At 52.0% G+C, this 17,588-nt stretch carries 13 protein-coding genes; 2 read left to right on the top strand and 11 right to left on the bottom strand.

Annotated features, from left to right (window positions below):
* Positions 1-153: 153 nt before the first annotated feature.
* Positions 154-2,739 carry a DNA mismatch repair protein MutS gene (mutS, locus tag QCD60_RS18700; protein WP_279787731.1) on the top strand — a complete coding sequence of 862 codons (2,586 nt, stop codon included), beginning with the start codon at positions 154-156 and terminating at the stop codon, positions 2,737-2,739.
* Positions 2,740-2,781: 42 nt separating this feature from the next.
* Positions 2,782-3,105: a ferredoxin FdxA gene (fdxA, locus tag QCD60_RS18695; RefSeq protein WP_279787730.1), complete on the top strand. Its 324-nt coding sequence runs from the start codon at positions 2,782-2,784 to the stop codon at positions 3,103-3,105.
* A gap of 132 nt (positions 3,106-3,237) precedes the next feature.
* On the opposite strand, the gene rpoS is transcribed toward fdxA, so the two are convergent.
* From rpoS to dnaE, 11 genes are all read right to left on the bottom strand, one after another.
* Positions 3,238-4,212 (bottom strand): RNA polymerase sigma factor RpoS, encoded by a 975-nt coding sequence (gene rpoS / locus QCD60_RS18690; protein ID WP_279787729.1) that lies wholly within the window; start codon positions 4,210-4,212, stop codon positions 3,238-3,240.
* Between the two features lie 87 nt (positions 4,213-4,299).
* Complete coding sequence (locus tag QCD60_RS18685) at positions 4,300-5,154, bottom strand: peptidoglycan DD-metalloendopeptidase family protein (RefSeq protein ID WP_279787728.1); 855 nt, start codon at positions 5,152-5,154, stop codon at positions 4,300-4,302.
* Positions 5,154-6,080 carry a DUF368 domain-containing protein gene (locus QCD60_RS18680; RefSeq protein WP_279787727.1) on the bottom strand — a complete coding sequence of 309 codons (927 nt, stop codon included), beginning with the start codon at positions 6,078-6,080 and terminating at the stop codon, positions 5,154-5,156. The genes QCD60_RS18685 and QCD60_RS18680 overlap by 1 nt, the downstream gene beginning before the upstream one ends.
* 26 nt (positions 6,081-6,106) lie before the next feature.
* Positions 6,107-6,742: a protein-L-isoaspartate(D-aspartate) O-methyltransferase gene (locus tag QCD60_RS18675; protein ID WP_279787946.1), complete on the bottom strand. Its 636-nt coding sequence runs from the start codon at positions 6,740-6,742 to the stop codon at positions 6,107-6,109.
* A gap of 108 nt (positions 6,743-6,850) precedes the next feature.
* Positions 6,851-7,888 carry a tRNA pseudouridine(13) synthase TruD gene (locus QCD60_RS18670; protein ID WP_279787726.1) on the bottom strand — a complete coding sequence of 346 codons (1,038 nt, stop codon included), beginning with the start codon at positions 7,886-7,888 and terminating at the stop codon, positions 6,851-6,853.
* Entirely contained in the window at positions 7,885-8,169 is a 285-nt protein-coding gene (gene ftsB, locus QCD60_RS18665) for a cell division protein FtsB (RefSeq protein ID WP_104156291.1), read from the bottom strand. Before ftsB ends, QCD60_RS18670 begins: the two co-directional genes overlap by 4 nt.
* A gap of 209 nt (positions 8,170-8,378) precedes the next feature.
* Positions 8,379-9,674 (bottom strand): phosphopyruvate hydratase, encoded by a 1,296-nt coding sequence (gene eno / locus QCD60_RS18660; protein WP_279787725.1) that lies wholly within the window; start codon positions 9,672-9,674, stop codon positions 8,379-8,381.
* A 137-nt stretch (positions 9,675-9,811) separates the two neighbouring features.
* Positions 9,812-11,440 (bottom strand): CTP synthase, encoded by a 1,629-nt coding sequence (locus tag QCD60_RS18655; protein ID WP_279787724.1) that lies wholly within the window; start codon positions 11,438-11,440, stop codon positions 9,812-9,814.
* A gap of 169 nt (positions 11,441-11,609) precedes the next feature.
* Positions 11,610-12,962, bottom strand: a complete 1,353-nt coding sequence (gene tilS / locus QCD60_RS18650; protein WP_279787723.1) for a tRNA lysidine(34) synthetase TilS — start codon at positions 12,960-12,962, stop codon at positions 11,610-11,612.
* Between the two features lie 13 nt (positions 12,963-12,975).
* The gene (locus QCD60_RS18645) at positions 12,976-13,929 is read right to left on the bottom strand and encodes an acetyl-CoA carboxylase carboxyltransferase subunit alpha (protein WP_279787722.1); all 954 of its coding nucleotides are present in this window, start codon (positions 13,927-13,929) and stop codon (positions 12,976-12,978) included.
* Between the two features lie 106 nt (positions 13,930-14,035).
* The gene (gene dnaE / locus QCD60_RS18640; RefSeq protein WP_279787721.1) at positions 14,036-17,524 is read right to left on the bottom strand and encodes a DNA polymerase III subunit alpha; all 3,489 of its coding nucleotides are present in this window, start codon (positions 17,522-17,524) and stop codon (positions 14,036-14,038) included.
* Between the last annotated feature and the right edge of the window lie 64 nt (positions 17,525-17,588).

Here is a 17,588-nt window from a genome sequence, read left to right as displayed (position 1 = left end):
ATGGCGTAATCTCGCTTAAAAACAAGGAGGAACAGACACTTACCCTGATTGCCTCAGGATCAAAGTAGAGGTCAGCAGTTCATTTAAGTAGAATCTCGCTGTTCGACATTTCCCTTTTTGGGTATCCACCAGAGACAACAGCCTGCTAAGACTATGACTGCACAGAACTCTACAGCTCAGCACACACCCATGATGCAGCAATATTTACGCATAAAAGCAGAGCACCCTAATGAACTGCTGTTTTATCGCATGGGTGACTTCTATGAGCTGTTTTACGATGATGCCCGCCGCGCAGCCAGGTTGTTGGACATCACGTTAACCGCTCGCGGCCAGTCCGCTGGCGAGCCTATTCCAATGGCAGGCATTCCCTACCATGCCGCTGAAGGCTACGTCGCACGCCTGGTACGTATGGGCCAATCCGTTGTGATCTGCGAACAGGTAGGCGACCCGGCCACCAGCAAAGGGCCTGTAGAGCGCCAGGTTGCTCGTATTGTTACCCCAGGCACTCTTTCCGACGAAGCCTTTCTGGAAGATCGCCGCGACAATTTATTGGTAGCAGTGTTCAGCCACGATGGCCGGTATGGTATCGCCGTGCTGGATGTGAGCAGTGGTCGTTTCAGTGTCATCGAGGTCACTGGAGAGGAGGCACTGCAAGGGGAAATGGAGCGCATCAATCCCGCAGAGCTACTCTTGTCTGAGGATCAAAGCTGGCCAGAGTGGCTGAGCAAAAGGCGTGGCGTGCGTAAAATGCCGCCATGGCACTTCGAGCTTGATACAGCTTTACGTCTGCTCAACACCCAGTTTGGCACTCGAAACCTGGAGGGCTTTGGCTGTGCTGACCTCACTCTGGCTCTCGCCGCAGCGGGTTGCCTGCTGCAGTACGCCCGGGACACCCAGCGAACCGCCCTCCCTCATATTCGCGCCATTTCCTCTGAAAACCGTGAAGACAGTGTCATTCTGGATGCATCGACGCGGAAAAATCTGGAGCTGGAGCGCAATCTTAACGGTGGCAACGAGAACACCTTAGCAAGCATTATTGATCAATGCTGCACACCGATGGGAAGCCGCATGCTACGGCGCTGGCTACATCGGCCATTACGGGACCTTGGCCGCCTGACAGCGAGACAAGAGTCTATCCAACTACTGTTGGATACTTGTTTATGGCAGGCAACCCAGGACACTCTGCGCCCGATTGGTGACATGGAGCGCATTCTGGCAAGGGTCGCATTACGCAGCGCCCGCCCACGCGATCTTGAAAAGCTCAAGATGAGCCTCGCGCAACTGCCGATATTGCAGCATGAACTTTCTCAGGTGGAGAGCGGACTGCTGCATCAACTGGCGTCCGCCATTGGCACCTTCCCTGATCTGGAGAAGCTGCTGCAGCAAGCCGTCATTGAAAATCCGCCAGTCGTCATCCGTGATGGCGGTGTCATAGCCCCGGGTTTTGACAGTGAGCTGGATGAGCTACGTGCACTGAGTGAACACGCCGGTGATTTTCTGCTCAAATTGGAACAGCAAGAGCGTGATCGCACCGGCATCAATACCTTAAAGGTGGGTTATAACCGAGTTCATGGATATTACATCGAGATTGGCCGTTCACAGTCGGATAATGTTCCAGCCAACTACATCCGTCGTCAGACGCTGAAAAACGCCGAGCGCTTTATCACACCCGAGCTAAAAGCATTTGAAGACAAGGCCCTCAGTGCCCGCAGCCGCGCGCTGGCCAGAGAGAAGGACCTCTACGACCAGCTGCTGGAGACGCTGAATGAGGATCTGGGCCAGCTGCAGGATGCGGCAATGTCACTGGCCGAGCTGGACACCCTGACCAATCTGGCTGAGCGCGCTGAAAGCCTGAATTACTGCCGCCCAAACCTCAGTCATGACAGTAGCCTGCACATCGTTGCTGGTCGTCATCCGGTAGTGGAGAGCGTGTCCTCAACGCCCTTTGTCGCCAATGATCTACGCTTGGATGAACAACGGCGAATGCTGATCATCACCGGCCCCAATATGGGCGGTAAGTCTACCTATATGCGCCAGACTGCCCTGATTGTACTTCTCTCCCACATTGGCAGTTTCGTTCCGGCGCAGCAGGCTGAGATTGGTCTTGTTGACCGGATATTCACCCGCATGGGTTCATCGGATGATCTGGCAGGTGGCCGTTCTACCTTCATGGTGGAAATGACAGAAACAGCGAACATTCTCCACAACGCAACTCGTTCCAGCCTGGTACTGATGGATGAGGTTGGCCGTGGCACAAGCACCTTCGATGGTTTGTCTCTGGCCTGGGCAGCAGCAGAGTGGCTGGCAAGCCGTCAGGTACTCACCCTCTTTGCCACGCACTATTTTGAGCTAACCGCCATGGCTGATGACTTCGAGCATGTTGCCAATGTGCACTTAACTGCAACCGAACACCATGACAGCATCATCTTTCTGCACAGCGTGCAGGAAGGTCCAGCTAGCCAGAGCTACGGCATTCAGGTCGCCAAACTGGCTGGGGTACCAGAGCCCGTCATTCGTCAGGCCAGAGAAAAGCTACTGGCTCTTGAAGGCTTGCAAAAACCGACATTGATCAGCATGACTCCAACGAAAGCTGCTAATCATCCGCTACAGGGCGACATGTTCGCAGCCCTGCCAAGCATAGTGGAAGATGCTATTTCCAAGCTGGATCCTGATGCCTTGACACCTCGTCAGGCACTGGAGCAGCTATACCAATTAAAGGCCCTACTAACCTCAGGTTAGCCACTAGAAGGCCAGATTACTGAACCGTTAGCGAGACTGACCATGACCTATGTCGTCACAGAGAACTGCATCAAGTGCAAATACACGGACTGCGTTGATGTCTGTCCAGTAGATTGTTTCTATGAAGGGCCCAACTTTCTGGTAATACATCCTGATGAATGTATTGACTGCGGCCTGTGTGAACCTGAGTGCCCTGCAGATGCTATTTTTTCTGAAGATGATCTGCCGAAAGACCAGCTCGCCTTTGTCGATCTCAATGCCGAGCTGGCAGAGGTCTGGCCAAATATCTCTGCTCAGAAAGAGCCCCTGGCAGATGCCGATGAATGGAAAGGGAAACCTGGAAAGCTTGACTTACTTGAACGCTGAGAATGTCGATAGCTGACAGTCAGCGATTAGCAATAAAGACGGTTGTCTGGCACAAAAATCTCGACAAGCATTCCTGCGCATTTAAGTAAAAAAGAAGGCCGCATAAGCGGCCTCCTGTTTACTCATATGGCTTCAGGCGAACAGATCGTCTCCGTGCAGCCCCTGACGCTCAACGATATCTCGTAGCCGTCGTAGTGCCTCAACTTGAATCTGGCGTACCCTCTCACGGGTAAGACCAATCTCTTTACCCACCTCTTCCAGAGTACTCATTTCATAGCCACGAAGCCCGAATCGACGTGCTAATACTTCACTTTGCTTTTCAGGCAACAGCGACAACCACGTTTCGATAGAACCATGCAGGTCTTTCTGCTGTAACCACGACTCAGGATCAGCAGCCTCCTGATCGGCCAGTGTATCCAACAGGGGCTTATCTGAGTCAGGCGCCATGGTAGAGTCTACTGACGTGACTTTCTCATTCCAGCCCAGCATACGCTCCACATCCTCAACAGGCTTGTCGAGATGCACCGCAATCTCTTCGGCTGTGGGTTCATGATCTAACTGATGAGCCAGTTCACGGGCAGTACGCAGATAGATGTTGAGTTCTTTCACGACGTGGATAGGCAGACGTATTGTGCGGGTCTGATTCATGATCGCCCGTTCTATCGTCTGGCGAATCCACCAGGTTGCATAGGTAGAGAAGCGGAATCCACGCTCTGGATCAAACTTTTCGACAGCCCTGATTAACCCCAGATTGCCCTCTTCAATAAGATCCAGCAATGTCAGGCCACGGTTCAGATAACGTCGGGCAATCTTCACGACAAGACGCAAGTTGCTCTCGATCATGCGCTTTCGCGAAGCTTCACACCCACGCAGTGCTTTGCGGGAGAAAAATACCTCCTGCTCAGCGGTCAGCAAGGGCGCAAAACCAATTTCGTTCAGGTATAGCTGAGTAGCATCGAGTTGCTTCTTGCTACTACGAGAAGTACTGAGCTCCGGGGGTAAACCCAACCCAGTGTACTCTTCTCCGCTATCCACATCGTCCGTCAGCGCTTCCAGCTCCATTTCCTGGACATCTAATATGTCCATTTCCAGATCTTTCTCGATCATCGGCTGCCACCTTGGAGTTGTTATTATTGGCCCCTGAGCATCAGGATGGATAGCGAAAGACTAACAGCTGTAGAAAAAATAGCCAGCCTAACGTTTGGGCAAGTAACTCAGTGGATTCACCGGTTGCCCATCCTGCCTGATTTCAAAATAAAGCATGCCTGACTTAGCTTCTGACTGCCCCATTTCAGCAATCACATCACCACGTTTGACCTTCTGCTGTTCACGCACAAGGATCTTCTGGTTATGTGCATACGCGCTCAGGAACTCCTGATTATGATTGATAATTACCAGATTGACGTACCCTCTGAGCCCGTTACCCGCGTACACAACCACCCCATCTGCAGCGGCACGCACCGGACTCCCCGCAATTCCTGCAATATTTATACCCTTGTCGCTATTACGATTTTGTGAAAAGGTGCTGACCACCTTACCAGACACAGGCCATTGCCACGTGAGACCGCTCTTGCTGGTCGCGGTTGGACGATCATCACCGGCAGCCACGCTGATGGCACGTGAGGGTGACGTTTTACTGCTACCGACCGTACTTCCCTTGCTACTTTTCTCCACATCTTTGCTACTACTGGTTGATCCTGAAATACCTGTGGAGGTTGAGGCTAGTGGCCGAACAGTAGTGCTTTGTACTCGACTGCCTGACTCTGCACTCACCAGCGTTGACCTGTTCAACTGTAACGTCTGTCCAGGATAGATAGTGTACGGTGCCGGTATGCTGTTCTGACGTGCCAGCTCCTTGTAATCACGACCATAGCGATAGGCGATTGAGTACAGAGTCTCGCCTGTCTTGACCACATGTTTACCGGCAACATCACCCGCATGAGCACGGGCAGAAAGATCGCTGACTGGTGCATATTTGCTGTTGCTAGAGCAGCCTGCAAGCAGCATCAACATCACCAGTACCAAACCTCTTATTGCTATGTTAGACATCAACCACGCGCCTCCTGAACAGAAGCGGCTCTGGACAATCCCAAAACAACCATCACTCCCAGCAACATCAGAGCCAGCACCGCAAACGTCATCGGGGCCTGGCCCGTCAACCCTTGATAAGAGTGAGGCAATACACTGTCTTGTAATAAAGGCACAGACTGACCATGACTATCGAGCCGATAGGCCCGGGTAATCTTCCATGGCCACACTTTCCCTAACGAACCCACCATAAAGCCCGTCAAAATCGCCAGAGTCATTGCACGATAATGTTGCAAGCACCAGCTGAGCACACGTGAAAAGCCCATTAATCCGGTAACGCAACCACAGACAAAGATTAAGAGCGTCGAGAACTGGAGCTGTTTAACCGCCGACAGGACGGGTTGATAGAGTCCTAAAATAAGCAATATGAAACTGCCAGAAATGCCGGGCAGGATCATCGCGCAGATGGCTATCGCACCACCAATAAACAAATTGAACGAGGTTGGAGGCATAGAAAATGCAAAACCCTGAGTTAATATCCAGCCCAGCAGTACACCCAGCACGAGACTCAAAAGTGTGTCAGTACGCCAACGCTCAACTTGACGCGCAATTAGCAGGCAAGATGCCATGACCAGACCAAAGAAAAAGCCCCAGATCAATAGAGGATAAAATTCGAGCAACCAGCTAATACCTTTGGCCAGAGTCAGAATACTGGTCAGTATTCCCGCTAGCAGTACTGCCAGAAATGAACCATTCGCTTCTCGCCAGGTGACCAGCACCCCTTTGCGAAATAGTGAGAAAAACAGACGCGGATGGATATTGCGAATGGTCAGCAGTAACTCTTCATAGATACCGGAAATAAAGGCAATCGTTCCACCAGAAACACCGGGAACAACATCTGCCGCCCCCATAGCCATGCCCTTGAGAAAAAGAAAAATACGTTCCATAAAAGGGATTCATTCCATTAGATCAATTAGCGTAGACGGCCCTTGAGCAGAGGCACAAATCGAACAGGTTCCAGCATTTCTTCATGATATTGGTCTTGCTGACGACGGATACGCCGCAGTGACTGCGCCTCCTGCCCTCCAACCGGAATAACCAGTACGCCACCTTCCGCCAGTTGAGCCAGAAGCTCGTACGGTACCTGCTCAGCGGCGGCAGTCACCAGAATTGCATCGTAGGGGCCTTTTTCTGGCCATCCGACTGTACCGTCCGAGTAACGAGGAAATACATTATAAACTTTCAACTGTTGCAGACGCTTGCGGGTCCGCTCATGCAAGGGGCGGATGCGCTCAAGAGTGTATACATGTTCTGCCAGAGCGGCCAACACGGCACTCTGATAGCCTGACCCGGTTCCGACTTCCAGCACCCTTTCCATTCTTCTGGCCCCCAGAATAAGCTCTGTCATTCTGGCGACCACATAAGGCTGGGATAAAGTCTGCTGATAGCCAATTGGCAGTGCGGTATCTTCATAGGCACGATGTGCCAAAGCCTCATCGACAAAAAGGTGCCGTGGGATGCGAAGCATCACATCTAACACCTCCTGGTCGCTTATCCCCTGCTCCAGCAAGCGAGCAATCATTCGCTCGCGAGTTCTGGCAGAGGTCATACCAATACCATCCAACTGGAAATCAGTCACTCCTACTCCTGAATACAGATCATTGGGCCCAACTACAGACATCTTTGACAGCATTCATACCGAGAACGCTAGTGAAAATTATCCAGCATCCGACTGAGCATGCACAACGCACAATTCACGTATCACCGAGGTAGCAAAACCACCACGGGGCAAGCTGAAAGACAGACTCAGGCGGTCATCCCTCAGATCAGACTGGACGTTAACCGGACGCAACTGTAGCGCTCGTCGCTCATGGTGAAGACCGAAAGACTCAAGACCGGTACACCAGGCTAGCCATGGCGATATGACGTCCTGCTCAAATGACTCACAGACACTGCGGCATCCGTATCCCTTACCCCATAGCGGCCCCGTCGGCCCCACTTGTCCCATTGCACACGCACTCAGCAACCCCTCACTGACCTGCTCGACAATAGAGACCGTATTGTTCGCCTGATCATAAACAGCCTCACCCGACAACAGCGTAGTCCAGGAGCCAGCAGCTATGCGCTCGCTCAGTACCTGATTAAAAATAAAACTCCGCGCTGTAGATAGAAACAACCCGCGCTTATAAGGTGATAATCGATCCAGCTCCCCCGCAAATAACCGCTCAACCATCTGCAGGTTATAGCCCTCTCGCCCAAAGCGCTGCTCACCAAAATAATTCGGAACACCTTCAAGGCCAATGCGTTGCAAGCGCTCTGCTAAGGAGCCCACCTCACCTCTCAACTGATGCAGGTGAATCTCAAAATGATTGCGTAGATGCATCCCACGTTTCAGCTTACGACTGTGACGCACACAGCGCAGGATACGCATGTTCTCGTGCTGAAAGCCTGCTATATCTGGCATGCTTTTGCCAGGCAGATGAAGACTGAACCACTGACTAGTCCGAGCATTACGATCCTTCATGCCTGAATAGCTGACAGCACGCAGCGGCAACTTGAGCCACTTGGCTAATACTCGTGCAGCATCATCTGTATTGAGTTCCCGTTTTTCAACCCAGACATAAAGGTGTTCGCCCTGCCCTTCAGGCTCAAACCCCAGCTCCTCAATAACTACAAAGTCCTCAGGAGAAACTTTAAGCTGCCCCTGCACTGCTGGCATCGATACGGCATAGCGCCAATCAGGTAACAAACTCATGGCTGCTTTTCTGGCTCCAACAACAAATAATAGGTCTCACCTTCCCGAATCATGCCCAACTCACTGCGTGCCCGCTCTTCAATGGCAGCCATACCTTGTTTGAGATCATCCACTTCAGCTTCGAGTAAATTGTTACGATGTTCCAAACGCTCGTTAAGTTGCCGCTGCTGCTGTATAGAGTCTTTCAGAGCCCAGAGGTCCGGCAAACTCCCCTCTCCCCACCAGAGTCGATATTGCAATCCTGCACAGAGCAGCAACAGGACAAGTACCAGACGCTTCATTTGTTTCGCTTCCCACTGTGTTCATTAGCGCTACGAACACCTCATGCTGCCCTTTATCCAAGCCTGAACAAAGAAGCAGGACAAAATAAAGCCTTATGCTAACCAACCCCCAACCTTCAGGGAAGTAAGTTCCCACTGTCAAGTTGCAGGTAACCGTTTTGAGAAAGCAAAAAAGGGGAGCTGAGCTCCCCTTTTTAATTCAATCAGGCTTATGCCTGACCTTTGATCTCTGAACGACCGCGATAAACAGCTTTGTCGCCCAGTTCTTCCTCGATACGCAGAAGACGGTTGTACTTGGATACACGATCAGAACGGCACAAAGAACCTGTCTTGATCTGCCCGGCAGCGGTACCCACTGCCAGATCAGCAATAGTGGTGTCTTCAGTCTCACCTGAACGGTGAGAGATTACTGCGGTATATCCAGCCTCTTTGGCCATTTTGATCGCATCAAGCGTTTCAGACAGCGAACCGATCTGGTTGAACTTGATCAGAATGGAGTTGCCGATACTCTTCTCAATGCCTTCTTTCAGGATCTTGGTATTGGTTACAAACAGGTCATCACCAACCAACTGAACGCGGGTACCAATCTGTTGGGTCAGAATCGCCCAACCTGCCCAGTCAGACTCATCCAGACCGTCTTCGATAGAAACGATAGGATATTTCTGCGACAGATCATCCAGATAGTTCACGAAGCCCGCAGAATCAAAGGTCTTACCTTCGCCAGAAAGCTGATACTGACCATCTTTATAGAACTCAGAAGAAGCACAGTCCAGCGCCAGGGTGATGTTGTCACCCAGCTGATACCCAGCGCGGGCCACCGCCTCCTGAATGACAACCAGCGCTTCTTCGTTGGAACCCAGATTAGGCGCAAATCCACCCTCATCACCGACCGCAGTATTCAGGCCGCGCTCAGACAAGACCTTTTTCAGGTTATGGAAAATCTCTGCACCGTAGCGCAGTGCTTCAGCAAAGCTTGGAGCGCCTACAGGCTGTACCATGAACTCCTGAATGTCCACGTTGTTGTCAGCATGTTCTCCACCATTGAGGATGTTCATCATAGGTACAGGCATGGAGTACACACCAGGGGTACCGTTAATATCGGCGATATGCTGATACAGCGGGATATTCCTGGCGGCAGCCGCTGCTTTGGCACATGCCAGAGAAACAGCCAGAATAGCATTGGCGCCAAGGCGGGCTTTGTTCTCGGTCCCATCAAGGGCCAGCATGATGTTATCGATTTCACGCTGATTCACCGCATCCTTGCCCAGCAAGGCTGCGCGAATTTCAGTGTTGATACCCTTCACTGCGGTAAGAACACCTTTGCCTAGATAACGGCTCTTATCGCCATCACGCAGCTCAAGCGCTTCGCGCGAACCAGTCGATGCGCCAGAAGGGGCACAGGCACTGCCAACAGTGCCACAGGACAGAATTACATCCGCTTCGACAGTGGGATTGCCGCGGGAATCCAAAACTTCACGTGCTTTGATATCGACGATTTGAGTCATACCAATCTCTGCTCCCTGTTAAAAGGTGGCTGATAAAATCCGGGGGATGCTCACTCTATGAGTTCCCGGCAAAGTTGTCGAACCAGTCCGATACAGCCTGCCCCAGAGGTTATACCTCTGGGGAGCCCGTTAGTATTTTATTGTTTGTCCGAATAGTCCACCGCGGCCTGGATGAAACCTGTAAACAGCGGATGACCATCGCGAGGAGTAGAGGTGAACTCAGGGTGGAATTGGCAGGCCACAAACCAGGGATGATCAGGCACTTCAACCACTTCGACCAACGCGCCATCCATTGAGCGACCGGAAATGGTCAGACCTGCATTGGTCAAACGACCCAGATAGTTATTGTTAAATTCGTAACGATGACGGTGACGTTCACTAATGACATCGCTACCGTAGCATTTGTAAGCCTGAGTACCTTCAAGTAGACGGCACTCCTGACCACCCAGGCGCATGGTGCCGCCCAGATCAGAGCCCTCGTCACGCATCTCGACTGAACCGTCTTCTGCGACCCATTCAGTAATCAAAGCAACAACGGGATGTGGCCCTTTGGGTTTGAATTCAGTGCTGTTGGCGCCTTCCAGCTTGGCAACGTTACGGGCAAACTCGATAACCGCTACCTGCATTCCCAGACAGATACCTAGGTAGGGTATACGGTTTTCGCGGGCAAACTGCACAGTACGAATCTTCCCTTCCACACCACGCTCACCGAAACCACCAGGAACCAGGATCGCAGATACGCCTTCCAGACAGGTGGTGCCTTCACGCTCCACCTGTTCAGAGTCGATATATTTGATGGTAACTTTAGTATTCGCATGCAATCCAGCGTGCTTGATCGCCTCGATCAGGGACTTGTATGCGTCCAGCAGATCCATGTACTTCCCAACCATAGCGATGGTGACCTGATGAGCTGGGTTTTGTTCACGATCCACCACCCAATCCCATTCACGCAGATCTGCTTCACCACAGCCCAGGCGGAACTTATCAACCACGATTTGATCAAGCTTCTGCTCATGCAGCATGCGCGGGATAGCATAAATACTGTTGGCATCAGGCAGACTGATAACAGCACGCTCTTCGACGTTGGTGAACAGAGCGATCTTGCGGCGCTCGGGTGCTTGAATAGTCACCTCAGAACGGCACACCAGAATATCCGGCTGAATACCGATTGAGCGCAATTCTTTCACCGAATGCTGAGTCGGTTTCGTCTTAGTTTCGCCTGCGGTGGCGATATAAGGCACTAGGGTCAGGTGCATGAAAAGTGCTCGTTCGCTACCCAGTTCCACACGCAGTTGGCGAACGGCTTCCAAAAATGGCAGAGACTCGATATCACCGACAGTGCCACCAATTTCCACCAGCGCTACGTCGGCACCTTCGGCACCATCAATAACCCGGCGTTTGATTTCATCGGTAATGTGAGGAATAACCTGAACGGTCCCCCCCAGATAGTCGCCGCGACGTTCCTTACGCAATACGTGCTCGTAAACACGCCCTGTCGTGAAGTTGTTCCGTTGCGTCATATGGGTACGGATAAAACGCTCATAGTGACCAAGATCCAAGTCAGTTTCCGCACCGTCGTCGGTGACAAATACTTCACCGTGCTGGAAGGGGCTCATGGTACCTGGATCCACGTTGATGTATGGGTCCAGTTTGAGCATGGTCACCTTGAGACCTCGAGCTTCTAGAATCGCGGCCAAAGAGGCAGAGGCAATGCCTTTCCCCAATGAGGACACGACGCCGCCCGTGACGAAAATATAGCGCGTCATTGAAAACCTGTACGTTTCTGCGTTGTGGGAATAGAGAGGTGACGATGATGTCATCAAGATGGGACGTCAGGATAACAGAACTGCCTCATCCCAACAATGGCAGAATCCCGTCAGACTGAAGCACAATCGAGATGGCCAGCATCTTTATGGTGCAAATATAGACTGCGACTCAGGTGTGTTCACGCTGCCACGTTAACCACCAGCCGCACTCGTCCGCCTGAGCGACCCACCCCTGAGCAGGATGCGTTGCCACTGCCACCAGCTCATCGTCACAATACAGCAAAGGTATCAGCGCTCTTTCCCAGGGAGGAATACCACGCCCCTGCATATAGTGCTTCAGGCTCACCTTGTGCGTGGCGCCTGACGGTTGCCACGACTCCCCCCCCTGACGAAAACGAACTTCCCAGCTCGCCTGAGGATCAGCACGTACACCACGGCCCTTTACATCACTCACAATCAACTCGCCGTAGGGTAAAGGTGTTCTTGCTTGCAGCACACAACTTTGCGGAAGAGACAGATTTTCCAGCCACTCGGGAACGAAATACAGCCGCTGCCGATATCGACGCAATTGCCAGCCTTCCCAGCTCAGCTGCGGCTGTCGATCATCAGCGGCATCAACAAACTGTGACAACTTCGCTTTGACAGAGACAGGGGGCGGCAAAGCACCACGGTCCAAAAACCAACAGCGCAGCACATTAAACTGTCTGGACTGACTCAACTCAGCCCATGCAGGCAGCGCCAACGACAAATCAGCCGCTAGCCAGCCACACTGACGCATATCCAACTCCGCCAGTTCCTGCAGTAAGGATGAAGCCTCATCACAGGCTTCTATCGATCGCCGTAAACGAGCATTCAAAGATGGCCAGCGCTGCGTCAAACGAGGCATAACCTGATGACGCAGATAATTACGGTCATATACTTCTGAAGCATTGCTCGGATCTTCTATGGGCTCCAGTTGCCACTGACAGGCATACTCTTCAAGCTGCCGGCGCTCAATATGCAACATCGGCCGCACCCAATACACCCCATCACTAGCACGTACCTCAGCCATCGCAGCCAACCCCGTCGGGCCACTACCACGCATCAGTCTCAGCATAAGGGTTTCACTTTGGTCATCGGCATGCTGCCCTAACAACAGCACGTCACCCGAGTTGGCGTGAGCACTAAAAGCAGCATAGCGTGCATGACGAGCACCGGCCTCAACGTTTGCTGTGGGCAAAACAGCTATGCGAAAAGCGCGATAGATAAAACCATAGCTAGCGGCCAAGCGAGCCACCTGAGCCTGCCAAGCGTTAGCCCCTGCCTGCAGACCGTGATTAACATGCCAGACCTCGACCGGGCAAGGTAGGCCACCACTGCTGGCAAGGCGCCAGGTTAGATGCAGCAACACCTGTGAATCCAGGCCACCGCTAACTGCTATGACCAACCTGCGAGGGGCCAGATGCTTTAGCCCCACCAGAAGCCCTTGAGGTTCCACAGTCTGCCAAGATGAAAAAAGCCGGGCAGACCCGGCTTTTTTCATGGAGATAAGAAGATTATTCGAAAGAGCCAAAATTCATCAGCCGCTCATAGCGCTGCTCCAGCAGCTCTTCCTGCGTCAGCCCCCGCAGCTCGCCCAAGGTTTCCTGCAAGGCCAGCTTGAGATTAGCTGCCATCAGACGAGGATTACGGTGACTGCCACCCAGTGGCTCATCAATCAAGCGGTCAACGAAACCCAACTCCTGAAGACGACCCGCAGTCATCCCCATTGCCTTAGCGGCTTCCGACGCCTTCTCTGCACTTTTCCACAGGATAGAAGCACAGCCTTCAGGAGAAATAACTGAATAGACAGAATATTCCAGCATCAGCAGGCGGTCACACACACCAATAGCCAGAGCGCCACCAGAGCCCCCCTCACCAATAACAGTAGAAATGATTGGGGTATTGAGACGCGACATCACCGCAAGATTGAAGGCGATGGCCTCACTCTGCCCACGCTCTTCTGCGTCAATACCAGGCCAGGCTCCGGGAGTGTCGATAAAGGTCAGGATGGGCAGATTAAACCGTTCAGCCATTTCCATCAGACGCAATGCTTTGCGGTATCCTTCAGGGCGAGGCATACCGAAGTTGCGACGTACTTTCTCACGAACGTCACGACCTTTCTGTTGGCCAATAATCATAACCGGCTCATCGTCCAATCGTGCAATGCCACCAACAATCGCAGCATCGTCAGCGAAGTGACGGTCACCATGCAGCTCATCAAAATCAGTAAAAATGTTCTTGATGTAGTCCAGCGTGTAAGGACGTAGAGGATGCCGTGATAACTGGGTTATCTGCCAGTCACTCAGGTTGGAAAATACCTGCTCTGTCAGGCTGGCGCTCTTTTCTTCCAGCTTGGCAATCTCTTCTGTGATGTTGAAGTCATTGCTGCTGCTCACCAGACGCAGTTCGTCGATTTTAGCCTGAAGATCAGCAATAGGCTGTTCAAAATCCAGATAGTTTGGGTTCATTACTCGTTTCCGCTAATGCAGCCAGCCCCTTGGGGCGTCAATAATGGCTGCCTACCATACGCTTTTCTTGCCTGGGAGTCGAGACACCCCGACCCGTTCAAAATTTTCAACGATAGACCAGTTTTACTGACTGTTTACCCAGCTGAGACGTCAGGGATAACAGCAGTTCATCCGCTACTTTTACTCGCCAGCTCTCACCACAAACCACAAAGGCCTCAGCTTCCTGCTGCTTGTAATGGATACGAATCTGGTTGCCTTCCTGATCCCGATAGGGAGCAAGCATGGCTTGAATCGCTTGTATCTCACGAGCCTGCAGTCCTTCACAGGACAGCTTGAGCTCAAGATGCTTGGCATGTCGGGCCCGTGCCTCCTCGATAGAGAGCAAACGCTTGGCACGAACACGCAAACCGCCACTGAAGTCATCCTGACTGACATCACCTTCAATCAGAATGACAGCATCCTTACCTAACACTTCACGATGCTGATGATAGAGTTCACCAAACACCGATACCTCTACCCTGCCAGTACGGTCATCCAATGTAACAAACGCAAGGGTTTCCCCCTTTTTGCTTTTCATTGTTCGAACCCCTACCACCAGCCCGGCAAGCAACTGACTTTCACGACTGGGTTTCAGGTCTGCCAGGCGCACTTTGACCATGCCTTTGAGTTCATGCTCATAAGCATCAATAGGATGTCCTGTTACGAATAGCCCCAACGTATCTTTTTCACCATTCAGGCGTTCCTTGTCGGGCCACTCCTCCAATGACAAATAGCTGGAGTACAGGGTGTTGTGATCATTGGCAGCAATCACATCACCAAAAAGATCAAACACACCACTGTCAGAGTTACGTGCCTGCTGATCAGCAGCCTGCAGAGCATCACCAATGGCAGCCCACAATACCGCTCTGCTCGGACCAAGTTTGTCCAGCGCGCCAGAGCGAATCAACGCCTCAAGTACTCGCTTATTAAGTTTCTTCGCGCCGACCCGCTCACAGAAATCAAACAGGTCAGTGAAAGCCCCGCCACTCCGGCGCGCCTCCACAATAGCTTCGATAGGTCCTTCCCCCACCCCTTTTATCGCACCCAATCCGTAGACGACCTCACCCTTGTCATTCACGGTAAACATGAAGTCGGAAGCATTCACGTCGGGCAACACCAACGCCAGCTTCATGTTGCGGCATTCCTCTATGAGAATGACGACCTTATCCAGGTTATGCATATCCGCAGACAACACTGCGGCCATGAAAGGTGCGGGGTAATGACGCTTTAACCAGGCAGTCTGGTAGGACACCAGAGCGTATGCTGCAGAGTGAGATTTGTTAAAGCCGTAGCCAGCAAACTTTTCTACAAGATCGAAGATGTTACCCGCCAGATCCAGGCTTATATTATTGCTGGCACAACCATCAAGAAATACCGAGCGCTGCTTGGCCATTTCTTCCGGCTTTTTCTTACCCATCGCACGACGCAGAAGATCCGCACCACCCAGCGTGTACCCCGCCATCACCTGCGGGATCTGCATCACCTGCTCCTGATAGAGGATGATGCCGTACGTAGGCTCAAGTACGGGTTTGAGCGACTCCAGCTGGTAGTCCGGATGGGGCCAGGCCAGCTCTGCCCGCCCATGCTTACGGTTGATGAAGTCATCCACCATGCCAGACTGCAGAGGACCCGGGCGGAACAACGCCACCAGGGCGATGATATCTTCAAAGCAGCTGGGGAGCAGACGCTTGATCAGCTCCTTCATCCCTCGCGACTCCAGCTGGAATACTGCCGTGGTATCACCTCGCTGCATCAGCTTGTAGGTTTCGCCGTCTTCTAGATCGATACGGGCAATATCCAGAGGTGCCTTGCCCTGCTTGGCATGGATGGCATTGATTGTCTCCAATGCCCAGTTGATGATGGTCAGCGTACGCAGACCAAGAAAGTCAAACTTGACCAGTCCCGCCTCCTCAACATCGCCTTTGTCATATTGAGTGACGAGCCCAGAACCATCAGCTTCACAGTAAAGCGGGGCAAAATCCGACAACTTGGTGGGCGCTATAACCACCCCACCCGCATGCTTACCAACATTTCGGGTAATACCTTCCAGTTTGTAAGCCATTTCCATGATTTCTTGCGCTTCTTCGTCACCATTAACAAAGTCACGCAGCGCTTCCTCTTGCTCCCAAGCCTTTTTCAGGGTCATCCCCACCTCGAAAGGAATGAGCTTGGACAGCTTATCGCCAAGGCTAAAAGGCCGCCCCTGCACACGAGCAACATCTCGCACCACCGCTTTGGCTGCCATTGTACCGAAGGTAATAATCTGCGATACCGCGTTACGCCCATAACGGTTAGCAACGTAGTCGATAACCCGGTCTCGATTATCCATACAGAAATCGATATCGAAGTCAGGCATGGAGACACGTTCGGGATTGAGAAAACGTTCGAACAGCAGATCATATTTCAAAGGATCAAGATCGGTAATTTTCAATGCATAGGCAACCAGCGACCCTGCACCCGAACCACGACCTGGCCCAACCGGAATACCGTTGTCCTTACCCCATTGAATAAAGTCCATAACAATCAGAAAGTAACCGGGAAAGCCCATCTGATTGATGGTATTAAGCTCAAAATCCAGCCGTTCGACGTAAAGCTGCTTTTTCTGTGCATACTCTGGGTCATTGGCATCCAACAGACTCTGAAGACGCCATTCCAGACCTTCGTGAGAAATACGCGAGAAAAAGGAGTTAATGGTCTCCCCTTCAGGAATCGGGTAGTCCGGCAGGAAGTAAGTGCCGAGTTGAATATCGATATTACATCGACGAGCAATGGCCACACTGTTCTCCAACGCCTCAGGCAAATCAGCGAACAACTCGGCCATTTCATCTGCACTGCGCAGATATTGTTGTTGTGAATACAACTTTGGTCGCCGCGGGTCGGCCAGCGTCATACTCTGGTTGATACTGACGCGCGCTTCATGCGCCTCAAAGTCATCTTCCTTGATAAATACCACATCATTGGTCGCCACTAACGGCACCTGGAATTTCTCAGCCAGCGCCACACAGGCGTGCAAGCAATTTTCCTCGCCCTTACGTCCGGTACGCTGCACTTCGAGATAAAAACGGTCAGCAAATACACCTAACCAGAACTGCAACATGCGCTCCGCATCAGCCTGCTTGCCAGCATTCAAGGCGATACCGATTTCGCCGTATGCACCTGCCGATAACGCAATCAGACCCGCATTCTTCTCTGCCAGCCATTCGCGCTTGACTATGGCAATCCCATTCTGCTGATTAAGCTGGAAGCTCTGAGAAATCAACTCCAACAGATTGGCGTAACCCTGCTTATTCTGGATCAATAACAGCATACGAGCAGGAGGTTCACCCGCTACCTCAGCCTCAAGCCAAATATCACAACCACAAATCGGCTTGATTCCCGCCCCTTTGGCAGCTTTGTAGAATTTGACGAAAGCGCAGCCATTGGAGCGATCAGTCAAGGCAACAGCAGGCATCCCCTTGTCCCTGGAGGCATTGACCAGATCCTTGACCCTGACCAAACCATCAACAAGGGAAAATTCTGAGTGAACACGCAGATGCACAAATGCCGGTGTAGTCATGACTAGCCTTGATTATGTTCTGAGTAAAAGAAAGAGAGTATATCGCTGAAACAGTGCGGCAGGC

This window comes from Pokkaliibacter sp. MBI-7, from assembly GCF_029846635.1.
Classification (GTDB): domain Bacteria; phylum Pseudomonadota; class Gammaproteobacteria; order Pseudomonadales; family Balneatricaceae; genus Pokkaliibacter.
This window is presented reverse-complemented; position numbering and strand designations above follow the sequence as displayed.